This is a genomic window from Endozoicomonas euniceicola (genome assembly GCF_025562755.1).
GTDB classification, from domain to species: Bacteria; Pseudomonadota; Gammaproteobacteria; order Pseudomonadales; family Endozoicomonadaceae; genus Endozoicomonas_A; species Endozoicomonas_A euniceicola.
In genome coordinates, this window is record NZ_CP103300.1 from 6,347,454 (window position 1) to 6,366,681 (window position 19,228).

Here is a 19,228-nt window from a genome sequence, read left to right on the forward strand (position 1 = left end):
GGCTGTTATGAGATTTGAGGTTGGTTGCGCTTGCTATAGATAGCGGTTGTATTAATCACTGGTGATTCAGCAACATCCCGCTTGTTTGGAGGCAGTGAGCCATCAATCACTTCATCACTGGATAGATGATCAAGCAACTCACTCCTGACTTGCTCAAGGCTTAAATCCCGATTGATAAAGGCTTTTGCTTTATGCTCGACTTTTGCCGTTTTACACAAATCCTGAATGCCGTCGTACCGGGCAAGGCTGGCTTTTACATCAGCTAAGGTATGCTGGCCTTTCAAAAAAGCCGCTATCTTTTCCGGATATCCCGCAGCATGACACAGATCAGCTACAGCAAGCGGATCAGTTAGCGCTTCCTCTTCAGGCTCTTTTTCGCTGTCCGCCATCAACGCTTTCGGGGTGTTGCGAAAACCGGACAGGTCAAAACAGGCAGCCGCCTGCACCGGGCTGTCGATTCCGTCTACCAGGCCCAACTCCAACGCTTCCGCTGCTGAAAACCAGGTTTCCTCATCCATCATGGCTTTCATTTCATCGACGGTTTTACCGGTTCGGGCGGTGTACGACACCGCAATACTGTCTGTTACCTTGTCCATCACGTCAGCGGTTTTACGCATTTCATCGGCATCACCCATTGCCCAGCCATAAGGGTTATGGATCATCATCATTGAATTTTCCGCCATGCTGACGGTATCGCCTGCCATGGCAATCACACTGGCAATACTGGCCGCCAGACCATCGATGCTGACATGAATGTCCGCTTTATGGGCTCGCAGCACGTTGTAGATAGCAATGCCCTCAAACACCATCCCACCCCGGCTATTGATACGAACATCAATATTGGTAGCATCCAGCTCCCTGATCTGGTCGATGATGGATTGCGCCGATACGCCCCACCAGTCGTCGATATCATCAAAGATAAAAATCTCCGGATTTTTACCGGCTTCATTTTTGATTGAGTACCACTGTCTATTGTGTGCCATTCCGATCATCGTCCTGTAGTGAGGTTTGTTCCTGCTGCAAATCCCTTGAGTCACTGTCATAGTGCAATTCAAGTTCATCAGCCCGACGGTTGTCCGCTGAAATCTCAGCGTCAATCTGTTCGCTGTCATAGCCCATTTCGCTGACCACTTCCGACCGGGACTTAAACCCGCTTCTGACCGCTATTTTCTGTGCCTGCATATCCTGAACCGGGTGCATATACGCCCAGCCATGGGCGATCCATTTCACTCGCTGATACTGTCGGGCATGGCTGGCATAATCGGGAACCGTGAGCGCACCACTGACCACCGCTAAATCCATCCAGCGCTGCCAGACCGGACGGCACAGTTGAAAAACAATCTGGTTATGCTGGATTTGCTGAATGCGCCGTCTGAACTCATTGATAATCAGGCGTAATGCCCGATCACTGACGCCTTTCATGTCGCCGGTCAGCAACTCAAAGGGCAAGCCAATCCCTGTCGCCACTGCCATTAACTGCTGGCGCATAAAGTTGGGGTAATCCGCTGAAGTGCCGGGCGGCGTGTTGAACGATACTTCTTCACCCGGAGCCAGCTCCTGCATAGTGCCTGGCTCCATACCCACCATGGGCAAGTCATTCTGATCGTACTCAATGGCTTTACCCGTCAGTGGGTCGATGTTGTCCTGCTCTGGCGATGGTTTGGTAATAAAGCCGGTAAACAGGTTGGCTATCTCCTGTCGAAGCAAGGTAGCGTCATCAAAGTTATCAAGGTGAAACAGCCTGACCAGAACTTGTGTCAGCAAGGGTTGCCCTCGCAACTGTCCGGGGCGCAGGGCTTCAAAAACATGCAACACATCATCAGCCGGGATTCGTGCCAGCTTGCTGCTGTCAAAACTGAACTCTGCCGGATGTTCCCGGTGCATCCAGTACGCCACCCGCTGACCCAAACGATTAAATTCAATGCCGCCCTTTATAACGTTGCCGCTGGGAAGGGTCTGGTTGTAATGAATGGGAACAAATTCAGACTCCAGCACCTGCAACTGAAGCGGCACCGATAAACCGTCCTCCAGCCTGCGAGGTCGCAGACGAACAAAGCACTCTCCCGCCTCGAACATGGATCGGGTAATCAATGACTGCTGGCCAGTAAAACTTAACAGCCCGTCCGCATCACTTTCCGCTGACCACTCAACAAACAAATCCTGCACCTGAATCCGCAGCCGGTCATCCTCAATCAATGACTTGGGCGTAATGCCTTTGCCGATCACGTTACTGACCAGTTTGGTGATGCCACTGGCTGCCCAAGGATCATTTCTAATAGCGGCTCTTGAACGGGCTTGCAGCTTGCCAAGGTCGGCTTTCAGGGTGTCATTGGGTGACAGGTTGGGCGCATACCAGTTCTTTGCCCGCCTGCCATTGCCCGCAGCCGTATAAGCGGCATTTTTGAAGGGCAGCAGCCGTTTTAATTGACGGATAAATTTCATCCATCAGACTCCCTTGATGGAATACAGACCGTACTGTCGGGGTCGTTTTTTCTGTTTACTGATTTCCCGTTCAATGGCCTGAAGACGGCGTTCCATTTCACTGAAGCTGGAATACTCGATTCTGCGTCCTTCAAACTCAATGGTTTTGGTATCACGCAGCAAAACCGCCCGTTTCAGAGCCTGGTATTCTTCGTTGGTAATCATGGCGGCTATCCGTTCAGGTAGGTGCTTTTGATGGTTCTTCTGGCGGGTCGCAGGGCAACAGGTTTTTGCACGATGGCGTCTTCGGGGTTGATGACCTGATTGTCCTCTGGCGGTTCACGCAAGGACGCCAGACGGTTTAAATCGATGCCTTTATGCTGCTGCAATATGCGGATCGCCGTGAGGGAGTAGACCCGGCAATCCAGAGCTTCGTTTCTGCGGCCTTTGGCGTCCCACTGGAAATACGGCACACCGTTTTTATACTTCCTGATCTTTTCTTCAGCGGTGATCTGCCGGAAATAGTCTTCATCAAAACAGTCACTGACAGACCAGTGGCAATAACCATTGCCCGGTTCCAGAATGCGGAATCGCTGGTAGAGCAGTTCCTTGGCGGTGTCACTGCCGACAAGGGTCAGGTAAACGCCTTTTTTATTCCTGGTCTTGGGAAAGGTAGCAATGGGTTTACCGGCAATGGAGCTGCCTTTAACCGGAATCGCCCAGTCCGCACCCTGTTGTCTGCAAAAGGTGTAGACCTCATCAGTGAAGTGACCGCCACTGTCGATGCACACCTGCGCTGCATTGAGTGTGATACCATCCTGTCGGGTGTAGGTTTTACGCAGCATGTCGCCTAATGCCGTCCAGATACCCGGCTTGGACAGATCACCATAAAGGCGAACATAGTCTATTCCCCAGCTTTCCTCACCGGCTCCCCAGCCTGTCACCTCAAACTCAATCCGGTCATCCTGAACATCACAGCCAATGGTGATCACCTCGACCCACCATGGGACTTCCGCCGGATAATATTCACGACGCTGATAGAGCAATTCATGCTCGACGGTTTCACCTTTGTCCTGCCAGGTTTCACCCAGTACCGTGTTAGTCCAGTCTTTCATCTGTATCGGTTTTTTCTGTGCTGCCAGAAAATCCTCAACCGCATTTTGCCAGCTATACCAGCCGTTAGGACTGTAGAGCGAACTCAGATGAAAACCCGCCACCTTGTTGCTTTTATCACCGGTTCCGGCAACCCATTTACCCTCGGTCAGCAGGCGGGGTTTATCTTTTTCGTAATGTTTGTGACCGCACTGCCTGCATTCAAAACGGGCAGTCTCCGGCTTGTTATCATCAAATTTGATCTGCGCCCAGATGATCGGTTGAAACAGCCCGCAACCATGACAGCTCACCTGATATTGCCGCTGGTCACTGGCTTCATAAGCCGGTTCGATCTTGCTGGTCTCCGCTATGTTCGGTGTACTGACCATGAATATTTTACGATTACCGCTAAACGTGGCAGTTCGTTTAATGGCCAGATTAATCGGACTGCCCTCGCCGTCTACATCATCGCCGTAGGCATCCACTTCATCCATAAACAGAAACCGGGCAGGCATGGAACGCAAACCGGCTCCGCTATTAGCCCCCGTAAAGATCAGCACACCCCCGGGGAACTCTTTAGACAACAGGGTGTTGCCACTGTCCCGACTGCGAGGGTCTTTGACCTTGTTCCGCAGTACCGGCATTTCCTCGATCATGGGGGCGATGCGCTGTTTTGAGGTGCGCTTGGCCAGATCAAGGGTTGGCAGAACATACATCATCGGGGCTGGCACATGGTCGATAACATAACCCAGCCAGTTATTACCGCACTCGGTACCGCCTACCTGAGCCCCTTTCATAAACACCACTTTTTCAATGGGCGATGACGGCGACAGTGCATCCATGATTTCTTTAAGATACGGCGTTCTTGAGGTACGCCAGTGACCAGCTTCCTTGGCGGCTTTGGCGGGAAGAATGCGTTTCTGATCCGCCCATTCGGAAACCGTCAGTCGGGTATCGGGTTTCAGACCGGCGAGGAAACCGGCAATATAGGGGCTGAGCATAAAAATTGCGGACACTTTTATAATGGCGAAATCACAGCTTCAACGCCTGTTATGGTTGCAGGGCAATCACTGTTTTTATTGTGATCAACCCCTTGAGCTCAAAGAGGCCAGCATTGACCATGTGATGCCAAAAAGCCTTGGCGGAAAAGATGTGGTGGATAACAAGGTGGTTTGCTGCAAAACCGTTAATCAGGTATTTGCCAACATGCCGCTCAAAGAAAAACTTCGTTGCCTGATCCAGTGGAAAGGGCAACTTCCCTGCCCCGGAAAAACAGCAAATTAACGATCTGATAGCTGGTGTAGTACCGCTTCAATCTCATTGACCAGGAGTGTTCTAACCGTTGCCGGATCACTTTCAGCCGCCAGTAAATCCGCAAGCCGGTCAGGGAGCGCAAGCAGCCCATCCCTGACCATTTTTCCTGCTTTAAACGCATCACTTCTGACTTGTGCGGCATCGGTCAACTGACCGTTTTTCTGTTCATACTCCAGCTTCGCCATCTTCGCCCGAAACGCTTCCCGCATGGTTCGGGCAGTGACGAAATCAACTGTCCCATTTTGTTCCGGCGTCAATGGTTGGGATTTATCAGGCCGAACCAAAGTCACCGGATCAGCATGAGCTTTCATGGACTGAATCGCCTGTTCAGAATCCACCTTACCGTTCTTCAGCTTAACAATCCCTTTCTTGATCAGCTTGGTGACATAGCCACGAGTGAAGCCCTGCTGTCTGGCAAATTCCGCTTGAGAGAGTAATGCCATGGGCTGCCATCCTGAACGTTAGTTCAATTTTTGCTGATTATTTCTCGCAAGTCTGATGCCAGCACACTATATAGCTCACTCGAATCCTGATAAACACAAAATGAACGGGATGTACTTATGTACGAAATAGCCACGTTGAATGATGCCGTACGACAGTCTCTGATCAGTTTGGAGGTAAAAAACAGCCTTGCCCTAATCCAGTGCCGGTACGAAATCATGATGACCGCCCACTTGCAGCACACCATTGAGGACAAAGTCGGTTTGCTGAAAGCGGTTGCTGAATTTAACCACTTCAATGAGGAGAACGATCCCTACGGAGAGCATGATTTCTTCCGCTTCAAATTTGAAGAGGAATGGATCATTGCCAAGTTTGATTATTACGCCCCGGATATGGAACACGGCTCGGAGAACGCTACAGATTTAAGCAAAACCGTCCGGGTACTGACCATTATGCTGGCTATCGATTATTAACAACGGAGACTAAAAAGATGAATAGTGAAGCTCAACTGATTACCCATTACTATTTCTGCGCCGGTGTGCTGGAACAATTAAGCGACCAGACCCGTACACCTGCTGAGCTATTTGGTGATGGCGAACTGGAACTGATTCAGAACCTTTGTCGTTACAGCCAAATCATCAGCGAAATCGAACACTCCAAGAATGATGAAAAAGGCTTTCCCGGTGTTTTCGATTATGAAGTCTCTGAAATGCTGGCGGCTCAACTCTGGATTGCATTATGTGAACAGAATCCGAAATTTGAGCCCTGGGATTTTCCCGATGAAGACCAGTTCCGAAAGCTGGTTGAACGATTGATTGATGAATGGCTGCATCAATGTTTTCCCAGAGCCCTGACTATTCAGCAATGGCTGGAAAGGCAGTAACAGCGCACTCGCCACGGATGGCAAAATGTATACCTGCTTCGCCATTTTGAAACCGTTTTTTCTTCAGAAGATCAACCGCTTAATACCAAAGTGTATACCGTTGTATACCTCGTTTTCAGGTCTGTCACTAACCCAACTCTGCGCCCCTTCGTACCCGCTCAGAGTCGCTACCTCTAGGGTCCCTCGCTGATATCACTCTGGCACTCGCAGCAGCTCTTAAATCAGCTCTATAACAGCTTTGACTCATAGATATACCCAATAAAGTCACCCACCCTGAAAAACGGTTTATAGGCATATTTTTGAAATAAATGATCTGTCGTCGGACGCTGTGAGCCACACAGGGACAGTTCCTTCTCAATAATACTTTGAGCGTTCACACCAGAATCAAATTTATTCTTGATGCTCATGCGGCTAATGCAGGTTCCCAAGTAACCAGCCGGAGGCTCTATCTTATCGAGAATGATAATGGCACCACCCGGCTTGAGTTTAGCCTTAAGGGAGTTTAGAAAGTGATCACGACCACTGACGTCGGTAAACATTAAAGCCAAACAAATAATGCAGACGTCAAAGTCAGGGTAAAGGTTTACATTGGTCATATCACCACAACTGACTTCACCGACCCCTTGAAACTTATCCACCATCTCTTGTGCACTATCAATGGAATAGGCCTGAATCTGGCGATCATGAATGACCTTGGCGAGTTTTTTCGTGATACCACCAGTAGAGCAACCCAAATCCACCAGAATGGATTTATCCTGAAGATAACACCTGGCAAGATGGCACATCAAATCCGTCGCCATAGGGTACCAGGGGAGCTGTTCAATCACATGGTCGTCGAAGTGGTCCGCGACTTCTGCGCTGTTAAAGGTCCAGTTTGTTGGAATTTGCACTGAGTACCACCTTGTAAATATTCTTGGCTATGGCTTTCATCATCAGTGGCGGCACCATTCTGCCCAACCGCTCAATCTGCTTGGTTTCGTTGCCAGTGATAATGTAATCGTCCGGCACTGACATAATGCGCTTCACTTCTGCCACGCTGAACATACGATTCTCCCAATGGTGGACAGCTGCCGTTCCCCGCCCTCCTGAAGAAGCGGTAATACAACCGGAAGGTAAATTAGGATGGGCTTTAATCAGGTTGAATCGCTTTGGATGCTGCTGACCCGGCCTTAATGTCTTCAACAGTTTGTAGGTACTCAGTTCCTTGATGTTGGTAAAGCTCCGGTCTCGATCCGACAGGGTTATATCTGAAATGGCATCTTTCAGTGGTACCACATAATCAAAGGGTTTGGGATGGAGATGACCGATCATCTCTGGCTTAAGTATGTCATTCCTGACACCAACAAAGATCAGTCTTGCTCTGGATTGGGGAACCCCCAGATAACGGGCATCAAGATTACGACATTCAACGTGATAGCCCGAGGCTTTCAGTTCAGCAAGTATTTGGTTCAGATACCCTTTGGCTATACCAATGCTCAATCCGGCGACATTTTCTGCCACAAATACCTTGGGCTTAACCACTCTCAAAATCCTGATGTATTCAAAGAACAGGTCTTCTACATTCTCTTGGGAAGTATCACTGTATTTTTTGGCTTTGCCCCAGTTTTTATCCCGTCTGCCTGCCAGTGAAAAAGCAGAGCATGGCGGCGAGCCATCAAGGATATCAAGCTCTCCTTGCTTCAGGACTATCTGCTGTAATATGTCGTCACCCGTTAAGCTTTTAATGTCCTGCGGCAAGATAAACGTATCCGGCCAGTTGGCTTTGTAGGTTTTACGGGCTTCTTCAACAAACTCATTAATCGCCAGCACGTTACCACCCGCCATACGATAACCTGTCGAACTGCCACCGCCACCGGCGAACAGGCTGACCACCTCAAACCTTGGCAACTGTCTTTTAGCCTGCGCCTTAATATCGGCAACCGTGGGGATTTGATAGTTAATCGAACTCATAACCACACTTCGGGCAGGTATGCTCAAGCTCTTTTTCATTCACTTCCTTGAAATCAGAAGGAGGGGGTGCGGGTTCCGGTTCATCAAACAGGGATACCATAAAATCCTCGCTGAAACCGATCAGGTCAAGATCAAAATCCTCTGCTTGCAGGCCTTCCAGCTCCAAAGACAGTTTATCCATATCCCACGATGAATTGAGAGCAATCTGGTTATCGGCTATCACATAGGCTTTTTTCTGGGCTTCGCTGAGTCCTGCCAGTACCAGACAGGGGATGGTTTTCAGATCAAGCTTTTTAGCCGCCATAAGGCGACCATGCCCGGCAATAATCCCGTTTTCTTCATCGATAAGAACCGGGTTGGTGAAACCAAATTCTTTGATGGAAGAACAAATTTGAATAACCTGAGACTCGTCGTGAATGCGGGAATTGTTCACATAGGGAATAAGGTCACTGACCTTACGCTCAACCATTTTGTATTTTTTTGCTGCCATGCTCACCGCCGTAGTTTGTCGGCTACTTTTTCAATGCCCCGACTGGCGATATAGCCACCGATGCCCAGTTGAACAATAGAGAACAGTTTTAACTCCACCGCTTCGGATAAATCCGGTGCTGACCAACCGAGCCAGCGACAAACGATCAATGTTGTGAATACCAGCATTACAATCGGACGCCATGAGCGTTGCAGCCAGCTATCGCCCTGCGCCTCTGCCTTAATCACACCGGCTCGCTCTGACAATTCACTTAACTCGCCATTGACGATCATATTGGCCAGTTTCTGTTTCGCTTCATCTTGCTTTGCCTTATCAGGTAGAACACGTTCAATTAATGTCCCAAGTACAGGAATAGCTCCAGCCCAGCTCATGACAGTTCCTCCAGCCAGTCTTCCACACTGAAAACCGGGCAGGCTTTGTAGGGATTGAAAAACGAATGCCCCACCACTTTTGCAGACGGATACCGCAGTTGCAGGGATTCCACCAGCATTTCCAGACTGAGCATCTGTTCCTGGGTGAAATTGTCTTCCGGCAGGTTGTCCTGACTTAACCCACCCACCAGGCAAATGCCTATGCTGTCATGATTGTGGCCTCTGACATGTGCGCCGATGGCGTCCTGCGAGCGACCCGGCTGCACCAGACCACTGCGCTCAATCACCCAGTGGTAGCCAATATCGCTCCAGTGTCGTTCTACCACATGCCAGTGCCTTATATCTTCGACGGTACAGCCCTGATCTTCCCGAGTCGCTGAACAGTGAATCACGATGTAATGAGTGTGAGTCCTTTTTCTCATGACTCCCCCCTGAGGTAGTAAACGGCTAGGCCAATAGCCGCAGACATAAGCAGCCAACCAAAGCGTTCGATATGACTAAGCACCACGCCACGAGTACTGCTTTGATATTCAAGATGCCGGATACGGTCTTCCATATCCGTCAGCCGGGTATCCAGCTGAGACATGTTTTGTGTTTGGTGAGAAATGCGCTCTTCGATGCGTGCCAGTTGGGAGATGGCATCGGTGAGCTTATCGAGCTTGGTGTCTATGCGATCCAACCTGCTTGAGAGGTCGTCCATGGGCTGCACCTCTCTTTCTGCAGGTATAAAAAAACCTCACACCGTGGGTGAACGGGTGAGGTTTGGTCATCTTGGAAAATGATGACTTATTTTGTAATCGTTGGCAATGCTTGCTCACTAATAGCTCAAAATTGCATAAACATTAACAAGCTACTACTAAGTAACTCTATGACATGGCACAATCGCGCTATGTGTACTCATTACACTATACAAATCGATGTTTGCTGTGGGACTAATGCTTGAGAAATAATCAATCGTTTATCGTGTCTCATGCGGTAGCGTGCCTAAAAAAATTAGCATCACTAAACTCCAGGCAAGAGTACCAATGTGTGTTCGGCCCCTGGCTCGGATATGCCTCCTTCCTTATCGTAGGGCGGTGTCAGAAACTTCAGTCCACTGTGCTTATGGTCCTCGTTGTACCACTGAGCAAAGCCATGTACCTTCTTCATTCCCCATATCATCGGGGTGTTTGTACCTGTGATACTGAATAAATGTTTTGATCCAATGGCAATAGAAATCTTCCGTTAGCTGTAATGCTTTAGTCTTATCTTTTTGCAAACCCGCCCATAAGCTATTCAGACATACTAATACTCCAGCTATGCATATTTATACAGTTTCTATAGCAGCCAGTTACTTTTGGTCAAATAGGGACTTGTTGGTTTGATTAAAAATAATAACAGAACCTGGCTGAGCCCTTTTAAACACAAGGGTTTCAGCAGTTTTACGTATTGAATATTATGCGGACAAACATCGAAAGTAATCCCCGCAAAATTTGGGGGGAGATATATGAACTTGTCCGCATGTGTAGGAGAAATATGGGCTCGTACGTAATTTGGGCAGAATTACGGACAAGTTCATCTACTAAGCGTTATGTTCACTCAAACATTTTCATAAAACACATAGAGAGACGAGGATGAAGTTAAGAAACCTTATTCTAATACTAATAGCTGTTGTATTAACTGGTTGTGCTTCACCGGGACCAATGCAGCTTGCAACTGGACCGATGAATACTCCAGTTTTTGACCCAGTTATTCTAAATACTGTAAATGATGGTTCTGAAACTGTTCGTTTTAAAGAATGGACAACAATGTATGAAAATAAAGAACTTAGATTATGGGGTGTTTTCTTTATTACAGACAAAGGTGCATATTTAGCTAGTTGGGATTCAAGAGGGTATGAATATAATTTAAGATACCAAATGAAAGCTAATGACATTAAATCGTTTGAAGATGATACTGTTGTCAGAGATTGGTGGGCAGACTCAAATCTACTTGTAATAACGGATAAAAACAATATTAAAGTTGGATTTGCACTTAACGGAAAAAACGCTGCAAGATCAATTCTAAATGACATTCGTAAAATGTGAACATAACAAGTAAATCCAGGTGATGCCTACGGCGCACCTGATTTAGGCGTTAAGTGCGGCCATACTCCCAACCAATATTAGAGAAGTTAATGGATACAACTAAGTTTTCAAAAGATGTACTTATTGAAGCTTGTGAGACGCTTGAACGTAATCACTCTCTCTCAAATGAACCAGAATATTTTGCAAATCCGACAAACGCATCAATTCTATTCAGAAAGAATATTTCGAAGAAAAGCACACGTGTAATAGATACGCATCACCAAGCAATCTTTAATTGCGTTAAAAATATTCTAGAAAAAAATGATTCTTATAGATATGACAACTTGCTGATTACAGAGTTCGCTAGAGATATTACGACATTTGATTGCTTAACTGAAAGTTTAAAACTTAAATCTAAAACATACGCCGATCGCTATCTAACGAGTAGTGATATTTATATGGATGCACAAAGTGCATATAGAGGGCCAATAGTCAAGTCATATACAGCTAACTTTGATTTTGCCCTACTGCCCATGAAGTTAAGATTAGCTATAGAAGTTTATTTTAAAAATATGATCGGTTTCATCAAAGCTGAGTATAAAATAAAAAAGGGACACAAGAAAAACAAAACAGGTGATGAGCAAATTCAAATCTCTCAGATATTGAATTTCTTTTCCGAAGATGAAAATAAAGAATTCGCAAACCTGCCAGTAGATATCTTATTGATAAAGTACATAAACTTTTGGTCTAATAGCTTTGTTCATAGCGGAATTATTAGCCTTGCTTGGCAAGGTTTAACGGCAGTTGAACTTCTATCACCGTTATTTAATTCTAATAATCATGATGGCCGCATTGATATCAATGGATTTAACTACATAAATCTAAGTAAAACAGAAATCGAATTACAATCAAAGATTAGTAGGTACTTATCAACAGATTTTAAGGATGTAAATATCCTTCTTGAAAAAAGAAGGGCTAGACCAATTGAAGGGTCTTATGCCAAGCCCGAAAATGCACTTACCAAGTAAATCCAGGTGACGCCTACGGCGCACCTGATTTAGGCGTTATGGCTACAAACAAACATTAGGAGTAAAAATGGTAGAAAAAGTTGTTACATTAGAAGACGTTTTTGGTATAAATCGAGAATTGCCATTAAACTATGAAGAAAGGAAAAGTGCTGACGATTTCTTAGTTAATAATTTAGCCAGACAGCAACACTTGGTAATTTATGGTAGTTCTAAACAAGGGAAAACATCACTTCGTAAACATTGCTTAAATCCTGATGACTATATAGTTATTCATTGTTCAAATAAGTGGGGATTAGATCAGTTACATGAGGCTGTTCTTAAACAGACTGGCTATGAACTGACCGTATCTAACACTATTGCAACATCAGGAAAGAAAAAGATTTCTGCAAAGCTTAAATCAATGATACCTGGTTTATCTTCAGAGGTTAGTGCAGATTGCGAAGAAACAAATGACACCGGTGTAACAACTGCACCATTAGAACTCGACCCTTTAGACGTTAATGATATTATATCAGCACTAAACAATATTAATTTTTCAAAATCCATAGTTCTTGAGGATTTTCATTATCTACCAATAGAAACTCAAAAAGATTTTTCAGTTGCGCTAAAGGCATTTCATGAAAATTCAAAATATTGTTTCATAATCATTGGTGTTTGGTTAGAAGAAAATAGACTTAGTGTATACAATGGTGACCTTACAGGGCGTTTACTGGCAATTAATGCAGACAAATGGACAAAGTCAGAATTACGAAAAGTAATAGAATCTGGAGAGAGCCTTTTAAATATATCGTTTTCTGACAACTTCAAAACACAATTACTTGATAGTTGTTATGAAAGTATTTTTATTGTTCAAGAAGCTTGTTATCAGTGCTGCCAACAAGAAGGTGTTCATGCAACTCAAGAGCAGTATCGAGAAATTGCAAATGAAGTTGATTGTAGCAATATTGTAACTAATGTTGTAAATCAACAGGGTGGCAGGTTTAATTCATTCTTAACTAGATTCTCCGAAGGCTTTCAAGAAACGGCTCTAGAAATGCATAAGTGGCTCTTATATCCACTTTTATCTTGCCCAATACAGGAGGTAGAGGTGGGTTTTAGGCAAGCTAGAATCCGAAATATTCTTCAATCTGCCCACCCGCGAGGAACCGAGTTAAACTCAGGCAATGTAACACAATCATTACAATCTTTGTCTTCTTTACAAATAAAGAAAGATATCAAACCAACAGTCTTGGATTATGATCAAACTAACTTGCGACTTAACATTGTCGATAAGAGCTTTTTGATTTGGTTATCTAAACAAGATAGAAATGAATTGCTTGATTTAATTGGGCTACCTATTGCAGAGTAGCCATAGCAAAGTTTTCCAGCCGACGAGCCTTCGGCGCGCGGCTAAAGCAGGCGTTATTTATGCACCTAGTACAAATAATATAAACCTTAGTTAATTTATTATTTTTTTCTAGTAGAAAGGAGGTAAATTTCCAATATTGTCGAATAGGATTTTTTTGATATCAATAAATTAGGAAGTAAAATGAGAATTATAAATATAACATTAGCCTGTATCTTGTTAAGTGGTTGCGCCACTAAAAACGATTTTGTGAAAAATGCTGAATTTAATTATAGAATTCCAGTAGCTATTGTAAATCATGGAACATTTTCACCAAATAGTGCAGGGGGGACTGACTTTCAAGTTAAGTTTTATAACACATCAAATAAAGTAATAAAATATGCTGACTTTGAAGTCGAAGCTTATAACAGAGTTGGGGATAAAGTACCTGATAGGGTATCAGGAAAGTATGTAAAAAGCCTTAGAGATACAGGGCCTCACTATCCAGGTCAGCCAAACTTTTCTCCATTGAAATCAGCTCGTTGGGCTAATGTTTGGTACAGTTATAATATTTCTTGTGGGTCAGTTAAGTCTATAAATTTAACTTTCATGGATGGTGAGGTAAAATATTTCAACACAAATGATATTGATTACATGATTCAAAATAATGGGTGTCGTAAGGCTTATTAAATACAACGAGCTATGCCTAAGGCGTAGCTCGTTACGTTTGTAAGATTAATAAAAAAAATACAACATCACATTTAAAAAACAACATATGCTATTAAGACAAAAAATTTCTTATGTTGCACGCTTGCAAGGTGAATTACTAAGAAAACACCAAATAGGACATCCAGATTGGTATGCAGAAATGCTTGTGTGCGCTGCACTCGATGGAAAGCTAGCCTTAACCAACAACCCTGATTATGATTTAGTTTGCTCAACTTTGGGTAAAGTACAGGTTAAATCTCGTGTTGATGGAACAGATACAACTCAAAACAGAACTAACTTTAAGCGTTATAGTAGTAATGCCTTTGATCATGCTGCAATTGTTATTTTTGAATCAGATTACCGAATAAAAGGAGCAGTTGTAATACCAATTGCTGATGTACTCTCAGTAATGAGAAAAGCGGGTCATGTAAAATGGCAAGACGCGAAAGAGCACAAAAATTCAGTTTCTATTACATCTGAATTGAAGCACATTAGCAGAGAAGAAGCATAATAAATGCTTCCAGTTCGTCGGGTCTCTGCCCTCCACCCGACCGCCTTCGACACGCGGCTTAACTAGGCGTTATTTTCCACAATACTATTTTAATTGTATAAATTCCCAAGCACTGCTCCTAAAGCCAAAAGACAGCCGGGATCCAAGTACTCATCACACAGATCCCAGTAATAGCGATGCCAAGACTCAAAATCCCGTTTCCAGTTCTGCCGAATAATGCCACATCGGTTTATGATCAGTGGTACAGGATAAAGGTGCTTACCGCTGATAATATAACTCCGGTAATCCATCACACAGTAAGCAACAACATCCCGGATTTTTTGTTTAGTGACTTCCCGGTACTTCCGGTCAATACTGGAGAAGTTTTCAGTGATATCATTATCGAGCCATTGGAAAAAAGTTCGCTGTTCTCGCAGATACTCTTGGGTACGAGGACCATAAGCCCACTTAGCCCATGAACGAAAAGGTTCATCAAGACTTTCTACTACGCTAATCACCTTTCCTGCTTCGACGTTATGACAGATTCGATGGTTGTTACAATCTTTGCCAATTCGGTCCTCACTGTAAAATCCGACAGGGTTGAACTCTGCAAGCAACTTCTCCCGGTGTTGCTGCTTGCGACGATGAATACTTTGTAGGTGTTGAGAAAAGTCGGGGCTGCAAGAAAGAGCAACAAGATTAACTTCAAACCCCTTGCTGGTCAGATTGGTAGCATAGGCGTCATGTATCGCCTGACGGGCAGAGATAAATTTCATGGGCGTAGCTCCTTGCCATATCGGGCAATAAGAATGGCATCTGCCCTTCCGGAATCTTTTTTACGATTTACGTCTGCTTCCGGATACAGGTCCAGTACTTTTCCTCGACTGGCATCTTTATCTGCCCTGATCAAACCTGCCGGGCGTTTCCAAAGTTGCGGGGAGACATATGTCAGAGGCAAGCCTAAGAGGTTAACCACTGCTTCCACTGCCCCCAGTGAACGACCAAATGAGAACATGCTCACCACGCCCTGGCCCGGTCTTGCACCAACTCTTTCGAGATAAACCATCTCAACATCAGCAGGAGAGAACTGAGCCAGAATTTTTTTTAAGCCCATGCCAGATACTTTACGTTTTTTGTTATCTGGCATAGTGGGCATATCAGCTAATTGGATAATGTTTTTCTCAAAGGCATCCAGTATGGCGATAGCTCCTGTGAGGCCGGGGTCGATTCCAATAATGACCTTCATAGTTTGGCTTCCCTGTTTGTTTTTATTCTTGGTGATCAAAAGTAATGAGGCCTCAAGCTTCTCTTGTCCTCATTCTTTCTCCCCTCTTAAGAGGAGGGGGAGAGAAGTGAGTACAGTGACAAAAGGCTTCATCCCGCCATAACTCATTGATAAATAGAAAATTTGAGATAACTTTTGATGACTATTTGAGGTCACAGTACTCAAATAGAGAGATTTGAGGTTTCTAAGCATCGGATATGACCTCACTGCCTTTGTCTGTCAGCATGACGAAAGGAGACTGGATCTCTAAGAATTTACGTTCAACGATAGAATCAAAGGTTCGGCTCCAGTTGTTTTTACCCACGATTTTATCGTCAAGGCATTGCGAGCGAAGGTGCTTAACCTCTATGCGAGCCAGCTTCGGATCACGTTCTTGTCCGACAAGGTTTGACCGGGCTTCTTTCAGGAGTTTGTCCAAAGTCTGAATAATATGTCTTTGCGTGCTACCGATGTGACTCTCCATGCCCTTTACTACCCGAATGCTTTGGGCATTGCTCGGGTCGAGGTATTGCAAGACACAACTCGCCTGTGGGTCACCATCTTCATCACAGAATGGCAATGTCACCGGTTTAAGCTGAAACTCTATAGGAGGTAGGGCTTCAGCATCCTTCATTTTTTTGGTGCTGATTTTGATTCCCTCGTCATTTTTCACTACGGCATATTCTGCATCAGCAGCTCCCTTAAGTGCGCTGTTTCCTCTTGCACGGTCTTTGTTGCCAACGCCGGTATGATGAACCACCAGCACACAACAACCGTACTTTTGACGAAAATAGTGGTCAATATGGTTGATAAACAGATTCATTTCCTTGGTTCCATTTTCATCAGCAGGACCAAAATTTCTAGCAAGTGTGTCGATCACAATCAGCGAAGGTGCTTCACCACCAGTCTGATGGATTGTTTCTTCAATGCTCTGACTTACTGCATGAGCATTAACCATGTCAGTAAGAGCTGCTGAGTACTGACTTATGTAGAGGGGGACTTTGGCAAAACTGTAACCATGCTCCTGCTGCCAGGCCATAATGCGACGGGACAGACCATTAAAACCTTCGCCTGCAATATAGAAAACAGCTCCCATTTTTTTTACAGACTTGCCATGCCATGAATTTCCCGTAGCAATACAACAGGCAAGATCGATAGCAATAAACGATTTTCCACAAGCTGGTTCTCCAAACAGAACACACAGGCTGTCCATTTCCAGAAAACCTTTTATTAGCCAGTTAATGGCTCCGGCCGAATTCAGCAAATCGGTTACATGACTGAATTGGAACGGCGGCGCTTGGGCCATGACAGGCTCAATAGCTATAGTGGATTCCGGATGATTGTTAAGATGGGTTCGTGCAACGCTGGCAATGGTGGTGTTCAATTCATTGCACGACAACGGTGGTGTGTTGGTTGCATTCCATTGATCCAACAGGCTTTTGATTTGCTGAAGCGACACTCCCTGTCGAATGTATTGCCCAACAATGCTGGCCGCAGCATTATTTCTACCCTCTCCTTCAGCGAGGCTACTGCCAACGTGCGGAACAGGATACTGACTAACAGAAAAACCGAGATTACCAACATACTGATTAGTATTAGCTTCTGTACCCTCATCAAAGCTATTAATTGCAGCAATGTCGTCTGTAGTGAGTGAAGGTAAGTCAAATAGATCGTCTAAAGCGTATGATTCATCGGTTTCCCACTGGTACCTCGTTCCATCCGCATGGGTGCTACCCGGCGCAACGACATAGCCTCCAGCCCCCCGGATATCTATTTTGTTTTTCTGGGCACAGTTGCGAACAGGGTTATCGGGATTAACCCGATAGTAATAATGTTTTCCCTTGCTGGTTAGTGCTCGCAACGGGGTTCGGGTGACAGGCCCGGATTCAATAAATTCAACGGCTGCTGCACTGTCAGCATCCACCACAACGACCTTATGACCGGTAATAATTGCCCAGTTACAGCATGGCCATAGTGTTACCCAATGCTCAATATTGGTATCTGTAGGTGCCTGATCCTGATATTGCTTCCACCCGATTCGTGGGGTTTTAGGCCAGTCAGCAGCTGCTTTTTTTTCATCGCCTCCGCAACGATCATTTAAAAACCATTGCGGGGGCCGCTCGTAAGGTGAGCCTAACGGAATGATCGACAGCCCAACTTCATTGAGTTCCCATGCAGCTTTTGAAGTATCTGGTGGTTTTACACTTGCGCTACTCATGGTCTGGACTGCTCTGCTGAACTGGGCTGAGCATGTTCGGAGTCCATTCCGGGATGAGTGTAGACCAAAGCAAACGCTTCATTCTGGAAATTGATTTTTTATCATTTTCGATCAACGAAAGTTCAGATTTTGTGCAATACAAAAATTGAGCCATTTCATCCAAAGATACGCCACGTTTAATACGGAAATTTCTGATGAGGCTACCGGGTGACATATCATTGCTCTTTGTTGTTTTTTTGAGCATCTGTACCATCCCATGGCAAAGTGATGATTTATGTTAAGACGAAAAAATTATCATCTTCTGAAAGCCACGCTGTCAAATTTTGTTTACTTTCTTTAAAACAGGTTATTATTTAACCAATAACACATATTTTAAGATTTATAACAACTGTGAGTTTTAGATGAACTGGAAAGCCCGCGTAAAAGATTTATTAGCTGAACAAAATATGTCCCAAACCGACCTAGGCAACCGCCTGGGCGTTTCAAGGGCAACTATTTCTTTGTGGCTTGGAGATAAGAACTCCTACACAGATCACAGCACTATCAAAATGCAAAATAAAATTGCAGAGGTGCTTGGTACAACAAGGGAGTACCTGGAATCCGGCAAGCGTTTTACAACTACAACAGGGAGAGTCGTGCCTCTGCTTAAAAGCCCAGAAGACATCGAAGCATGGTGCTTAAGGAAACTTGATGCCACGGAAGCGCAAAAGCTTTATTGCCCTATCGACTGTAGTGTCATGACCTATGCAACCGTGATGACCAGTAAAGCCATGGAGGGAGACTCAAATTCAGCAGGGATTCCTATGGAATCAATTGTCTACGTTGATCACGCTATTCCTCTGTCACAAAACAATATTTGCATCTTTAAGCAAGTATCATTGCTGATCGGACGTTATGAAGAAATTGGAGGCAAGCCAACCGTAATTTTCAACAATTACAATTATCCGGCAATAACTCTGGATGCAGTTACCTATTTTGGAACCTTGGTCGGCGCTTTCTCACCATTCAGTACAGCCAGTACAGCGACAACGCCGCTAATAAGTAATATCGCTTAGCCATCCAAAACAAATATTGACACCCTTTAAAACAACAAGCATACTTATTCTGTAAAAAAACAAAACAATAAGAAATAAGTATGAAACCAACTACGTTTTCAATTTTGACACAACGAGTAACCCGCCTGGTTATT

The 19,228-nt window shown here is 44.9% G+C and carries 25 protein-coding genes; 9 read left to right on the top strand and 16 right to left on the bottom strand.

From position 1 onward, the window contains the following. Nucleotides 1-5: 5 nt before the first annotated feature. Genes NX720_RS25950 through NX720_RS25965 form a run of 4 tightly spaced genes read right to left on the bottom strand, consistent with a single transcriptional unit; the run spans nucleotide 6 to nucleotide 4,529 of the window. Nucleotides 6-983 (bottom strand): head maturation protease, ClpP-related, encoded by a 978-nt coding sequence (locus NX720_RS25950; RefSeq protein WP_262598505.1) that lies wholly within the window; start codon nucleotides 981-983, stop codon nucleotides 6-8. After that, nucleotides 970-2,442: a phage portal protein gene (locus NX720_RS25955; RefSeq protein WP_262598506.1), complete on the bottom strand. Its 1,473-nt coding sequence runs from the start codon at nucleotides 2,440-2,442 to the stop codon at nucleotides 970-972. Before NX720_RS25955 ends, NX720_RS25950 begins: the two co-directional genes overlap by 14 nt. Before the next feature lie 3 nt (nucleotides 2,443-2,445). After that, nucleotides 2,446-2,646, bottom strand: a complete 201-nt coding sequence (locus NX720_RS25960) for a phage head-tail joining protein (RefSeq protein ID WP_262598507.1) — start codon at nucleotides 2,644-2,646, stop codon at nucleotides 2,446-2,448. A gap of 5 nt (nucleotides 2,647-2,651) precedes the next feature. Further along, nucleotides 2,652-4,529, bottom strand: coding sequence for a phage terminase large subunit family protein (locus tag NX720_RS25965; protein WP_262598508.1), 1,878 nt, complete (start codon nucleotides 4,527-4,529; stop codon nucleotides 2,652-2,654). A gap of 7 nt (nucleotides 4,530-4,536) precedes the next feature. Here NX720_RS25965 and NX720_RS25970 point away from each other — a divergent pair, with 7 nt between their 5' ends. Next, nucleotides 4,537-4,797 (top strand): HNH endonuclease, encoded by a 261-nt coding sequence (locus NX720_RS25970; RefSeq protein WP_262598509.1) that lies wholly within the window; start codon nucleotides 4,537-4,539, stop codon nucleotides 4,795-4,797. Here the strand turns inward: NX720_RS25970 and NX720_RS25975 are convergent. Beyond that, nucleotides 4,794-5,270, bottom strand: coding sequence for a hypothetical protein (locus tag NX720_RS25975; protein WP_262598510.1), 477 nt, complete (start codon nucleotides 5,268-5,270; stop codon nucleotides 4,794-4,796). The two genes, NX720_RS25970 and NX720_RS25975, sit on opposite strands and share 4 nt — an antisense overlap. Nucleotides 5,271-5,387: 117 nt before the next feature. Here NX720_RS25975 and NX720_RS25980 point away from each other — a divergent pair, with 117 nt between their 5' ends. Next, the gene (locus NX720_RS25980) at nucleotides 5,388-5,741 is read left to right on the top strand and encodes a DUF3768 domain-containing protein (protein WP_262598511.1); all 354 of its coding nucleotides are present in this window, start codon (nucleotides 5,388-5,390) and stop codon (nucleotides 5,739-5,741) included. Between the two features lie 17 nt (nucleotides 5,742-5,758). Then, nucleotides 5,759-6,151, top strand: coding sequence for a hypothetical protein (locus NX720_RS25985; protein WP_262598512.1), 393 nt, complete (start codon nucleotides 5,759-5,761; stop codon nucleotides 6,149-6,151). 227 nt (nucleotides 6,152-6,378) lie between these two features. On the opposite strand, the gene NX720_RS25990 is transcribed toward NX720_RS25985, so the two are convergent. The 7 genes from NX720_RS25990 to NX720_RS27415 form a co-directional block, all read right to left on the bottom strand. Then, nucleotides 6,379-7,041 (bottom strand): class I SAM-dependent methyltransferase, encoded by a 663-nt coding sequence (locus tag NX720_RS25990; protein WP_262598513.1) that lies wholly within the window; start codon nucleotides 7,039-7,041, stop codon nucleotides 6,379-6,381. Further along, nucleotides 7,013-8,140: a DNA cytosine methyltransferase gene (locus NX720_RS25995; RefSeq protein WP_262598514.1), complete on the bottom strand. Its 1,128-nt coding sequence runs from the start codon at nucleotides 8,138-8,140 to the stop codon at nucleotides 7,013-7,015. Before NX720_RS25995 ends, NX720_RS25990 begins: the two co-directional genes overlap by 29 nt. Further along, nucleotides 8,088-8,591: a ParB/Srx family N-terminal domain-containing protein gene (locus tag NX720_RS26000; RefSeq protein WP_262598515.1), complete on the bottom strand. Its 504-nt coding sequence runs from the start codon at nucleotides 8,589-8,591 to the stop codon at nucleotides 8,088-8,090. Before NX720_RS26000 ends, NX720_RS25995 begins: the two co-directional genes overlap by 53 nt. A 2-nt stretch (nucleotides 8,592-8,593) precedes the next feature. Next, the gene (locus NX720_RS26005; protein WP_262598516.1) at nucleotides 8,594-8,962 is read right to left on the bottom strand and encodes a holin family protein; all 369 of its coding nucleotides are present in this window, start codon (nucleotides 8,960-8,962) and stop codon (nucleotides 8,594-8,596) included. Then, a complete protein-coding gene (locus NX720_RS26010; RefSeq protein ID WP_262598517.1) occupies nucleotides 8,959-9,384 on the bottom strand; it encodes an N-acetylmuramoyl-L-alanine amidase in 426 nt (141 codons plus the stop codon). The genes NX720_RS26005 and NX720_RS26010 overlap by 4 nt, the downstream gene beginning before the upstream one ends. Beyond that, nucleotides 9,381-9,662, bottom strand: coding sequence for a DUF1664 domain-containing protein (locus NX720_RS26015; RefSeq protein ID WP_262598518.1), 282 nt, complete (start codon nucleotides 9,660-9,662; stop codon nucleotides 9,381-9,383). The genes NX720_RS26010 and NX720_RS26015 overlap by 4 nt, the downstream gene beginning before the upstream one ends. Nucleotides 9,663-10,064: 402 nt before the next feature. After that, entirely contained in the window at nucleotides 10,065-10,220 is a 156-nt protein-coding gene (locus tag NX720_RS27415) for a phage integrase N-terminal SAM-like domain-containing protein (protein WP_404831031.1), read from the bottom strand. 355 nt (nucleotides 10,221-10,575) lie between these two features. Between NX720_RS27415 and NX720_RS26020 the strand changes: the two genes are divergently transcribed. The 5 genes from NX720_RS26020 (at nucleotide 10,576) to NX720_RS26040 (ending at nucleotide 14,578) form a co-directional block, all read left to right on the top strand. Beyond that, complete coding sequence (locus NX720_RS26020) at nucleotides 10,576-11,028, top strand: hypothetical protein (RefSeq protein ID WP_262598519.1); 453 nt, start codon at nucleotides 10,576-10,578, stop codon at nucleotides 11,026-11,028. 89 nt (nucleotides 11,029-11,117) lie between these two features. Beyond that, nucleotides 11,118-12,035, top strand: a complete 918-nt coding sequence (locus NX720_RS26025) for a hypothetical protein (RefSeq protein WP_262598520.1) — start codon at nucleotides 11,118-11,120, stop codon at nucleotides 12,033-12,035. Nucleotides 12,036-12,102: 67 nt separating this feature from the next. After that, nucleotides 12,103-13,383 carry a hypothetical protein gene (locus NX720_RS26030; protein WP_262598521.1) on the top strand — a complete coding sequence of 427 codons (1,281 nt, stop codon included), beginning with the start codon at nucleotides 12,103-12,105 and terminating at the stop codon, nucleotides 13,381-13,383. 180 nt (nucleotides 13,384-13,563) lie between these two features. Beyond that, nucleotides 13,564-14,049, top strand: a complete 486-nt coding sequence (locus NX720_RS26035; protein ID WP_262598522.1) for a hypothetical protein — start codon at nucleotides 13,564-13,566, stop codon at nucleotides 14,047-14,049. Between the two features lie 85 nt (nucleotides 14,050-14,134). Further along, a complete protein-coding gene (locus NX720_RS26040) occupies nucleotides 14,135-14,578 on the top strand; it encodes a hypothetical protein (protein ID WP_262598523.1) in 444 nt (147 codons plus the stop codon). A gap of 89 nt (nucleotides 14,579-14,667) precedes the next feature. Here NX720_RS26040 and NX720_RS26045 read toward each other — a convergent pair whose 3' ends face one another. The 4 genes from NX720_RS26045 to NX720_RS26060 form a co-directional block, all read right to left on the bottom strand. Further along, entirely contained in the window at nucleotides 14,668-15,333 is a 666-nt protein-coding gene (locus NX720_RS26045; protein ID WP_262598524.1) for a hypothetical protein, read from the bottom strand. Further along, a complete protein-coding gene (locus NX720_RS26050) occupies nucleotides 15,330-15,803 on the bottom strand; it encodes a RuvC family protein (protein WP_262598525.1) in 474 nt (157 codons plus the stop codon). The genes NX720_RS26045 and NX720_RS26050 overlap by 4 nt, the downstream gene beginning before the upstream one ends. A gap of 223 nt (nucleotides 15,804-16,026) precedes the next feature. Beyond that, on the bottom strand, nucleotides 16,027-18,039 hold the full coding sequence (locus NX720_RS26055; protein WP_262598526.1) for an AAA family ATPase: 2,013 nt from the start codon (nucleotides 18,037-18,039) through the stop codon (nucleotides 16,027-16,029). Beyond that, a complete protein-coding gene (locus NX720_RS26060) occupies nucleotides 18,032-18,283 on the bottom strand; it encodes a helix-turn-helix domain-containing protein (RefSeq protein WP_262598527.1) in 252 nt (83 codons plus the stop codon). Before NX720_RS26060 ends, NX720_RS26055 begins: the two co-directional genes overlap by 8 nt. Before the next feature lie 157 nt (nucleotides 18,284-18,440). On the opposite strand from NX720_RS26060, the gene NX720_RS26065 reads away from it, so the two are divergent. Next, a complete protein-coding gene (locus NX720_RS26065; RefSeq protein WP_262598528.1) occupies nucleotides 18,441-19,094 on the top strand; it encodes a helix-turn-helix transcriptional regulator in 654 nt (217 codons plus the stop codon). Nucleotides 19,095-19,228 lie beyond the last annotated feature (134 nt).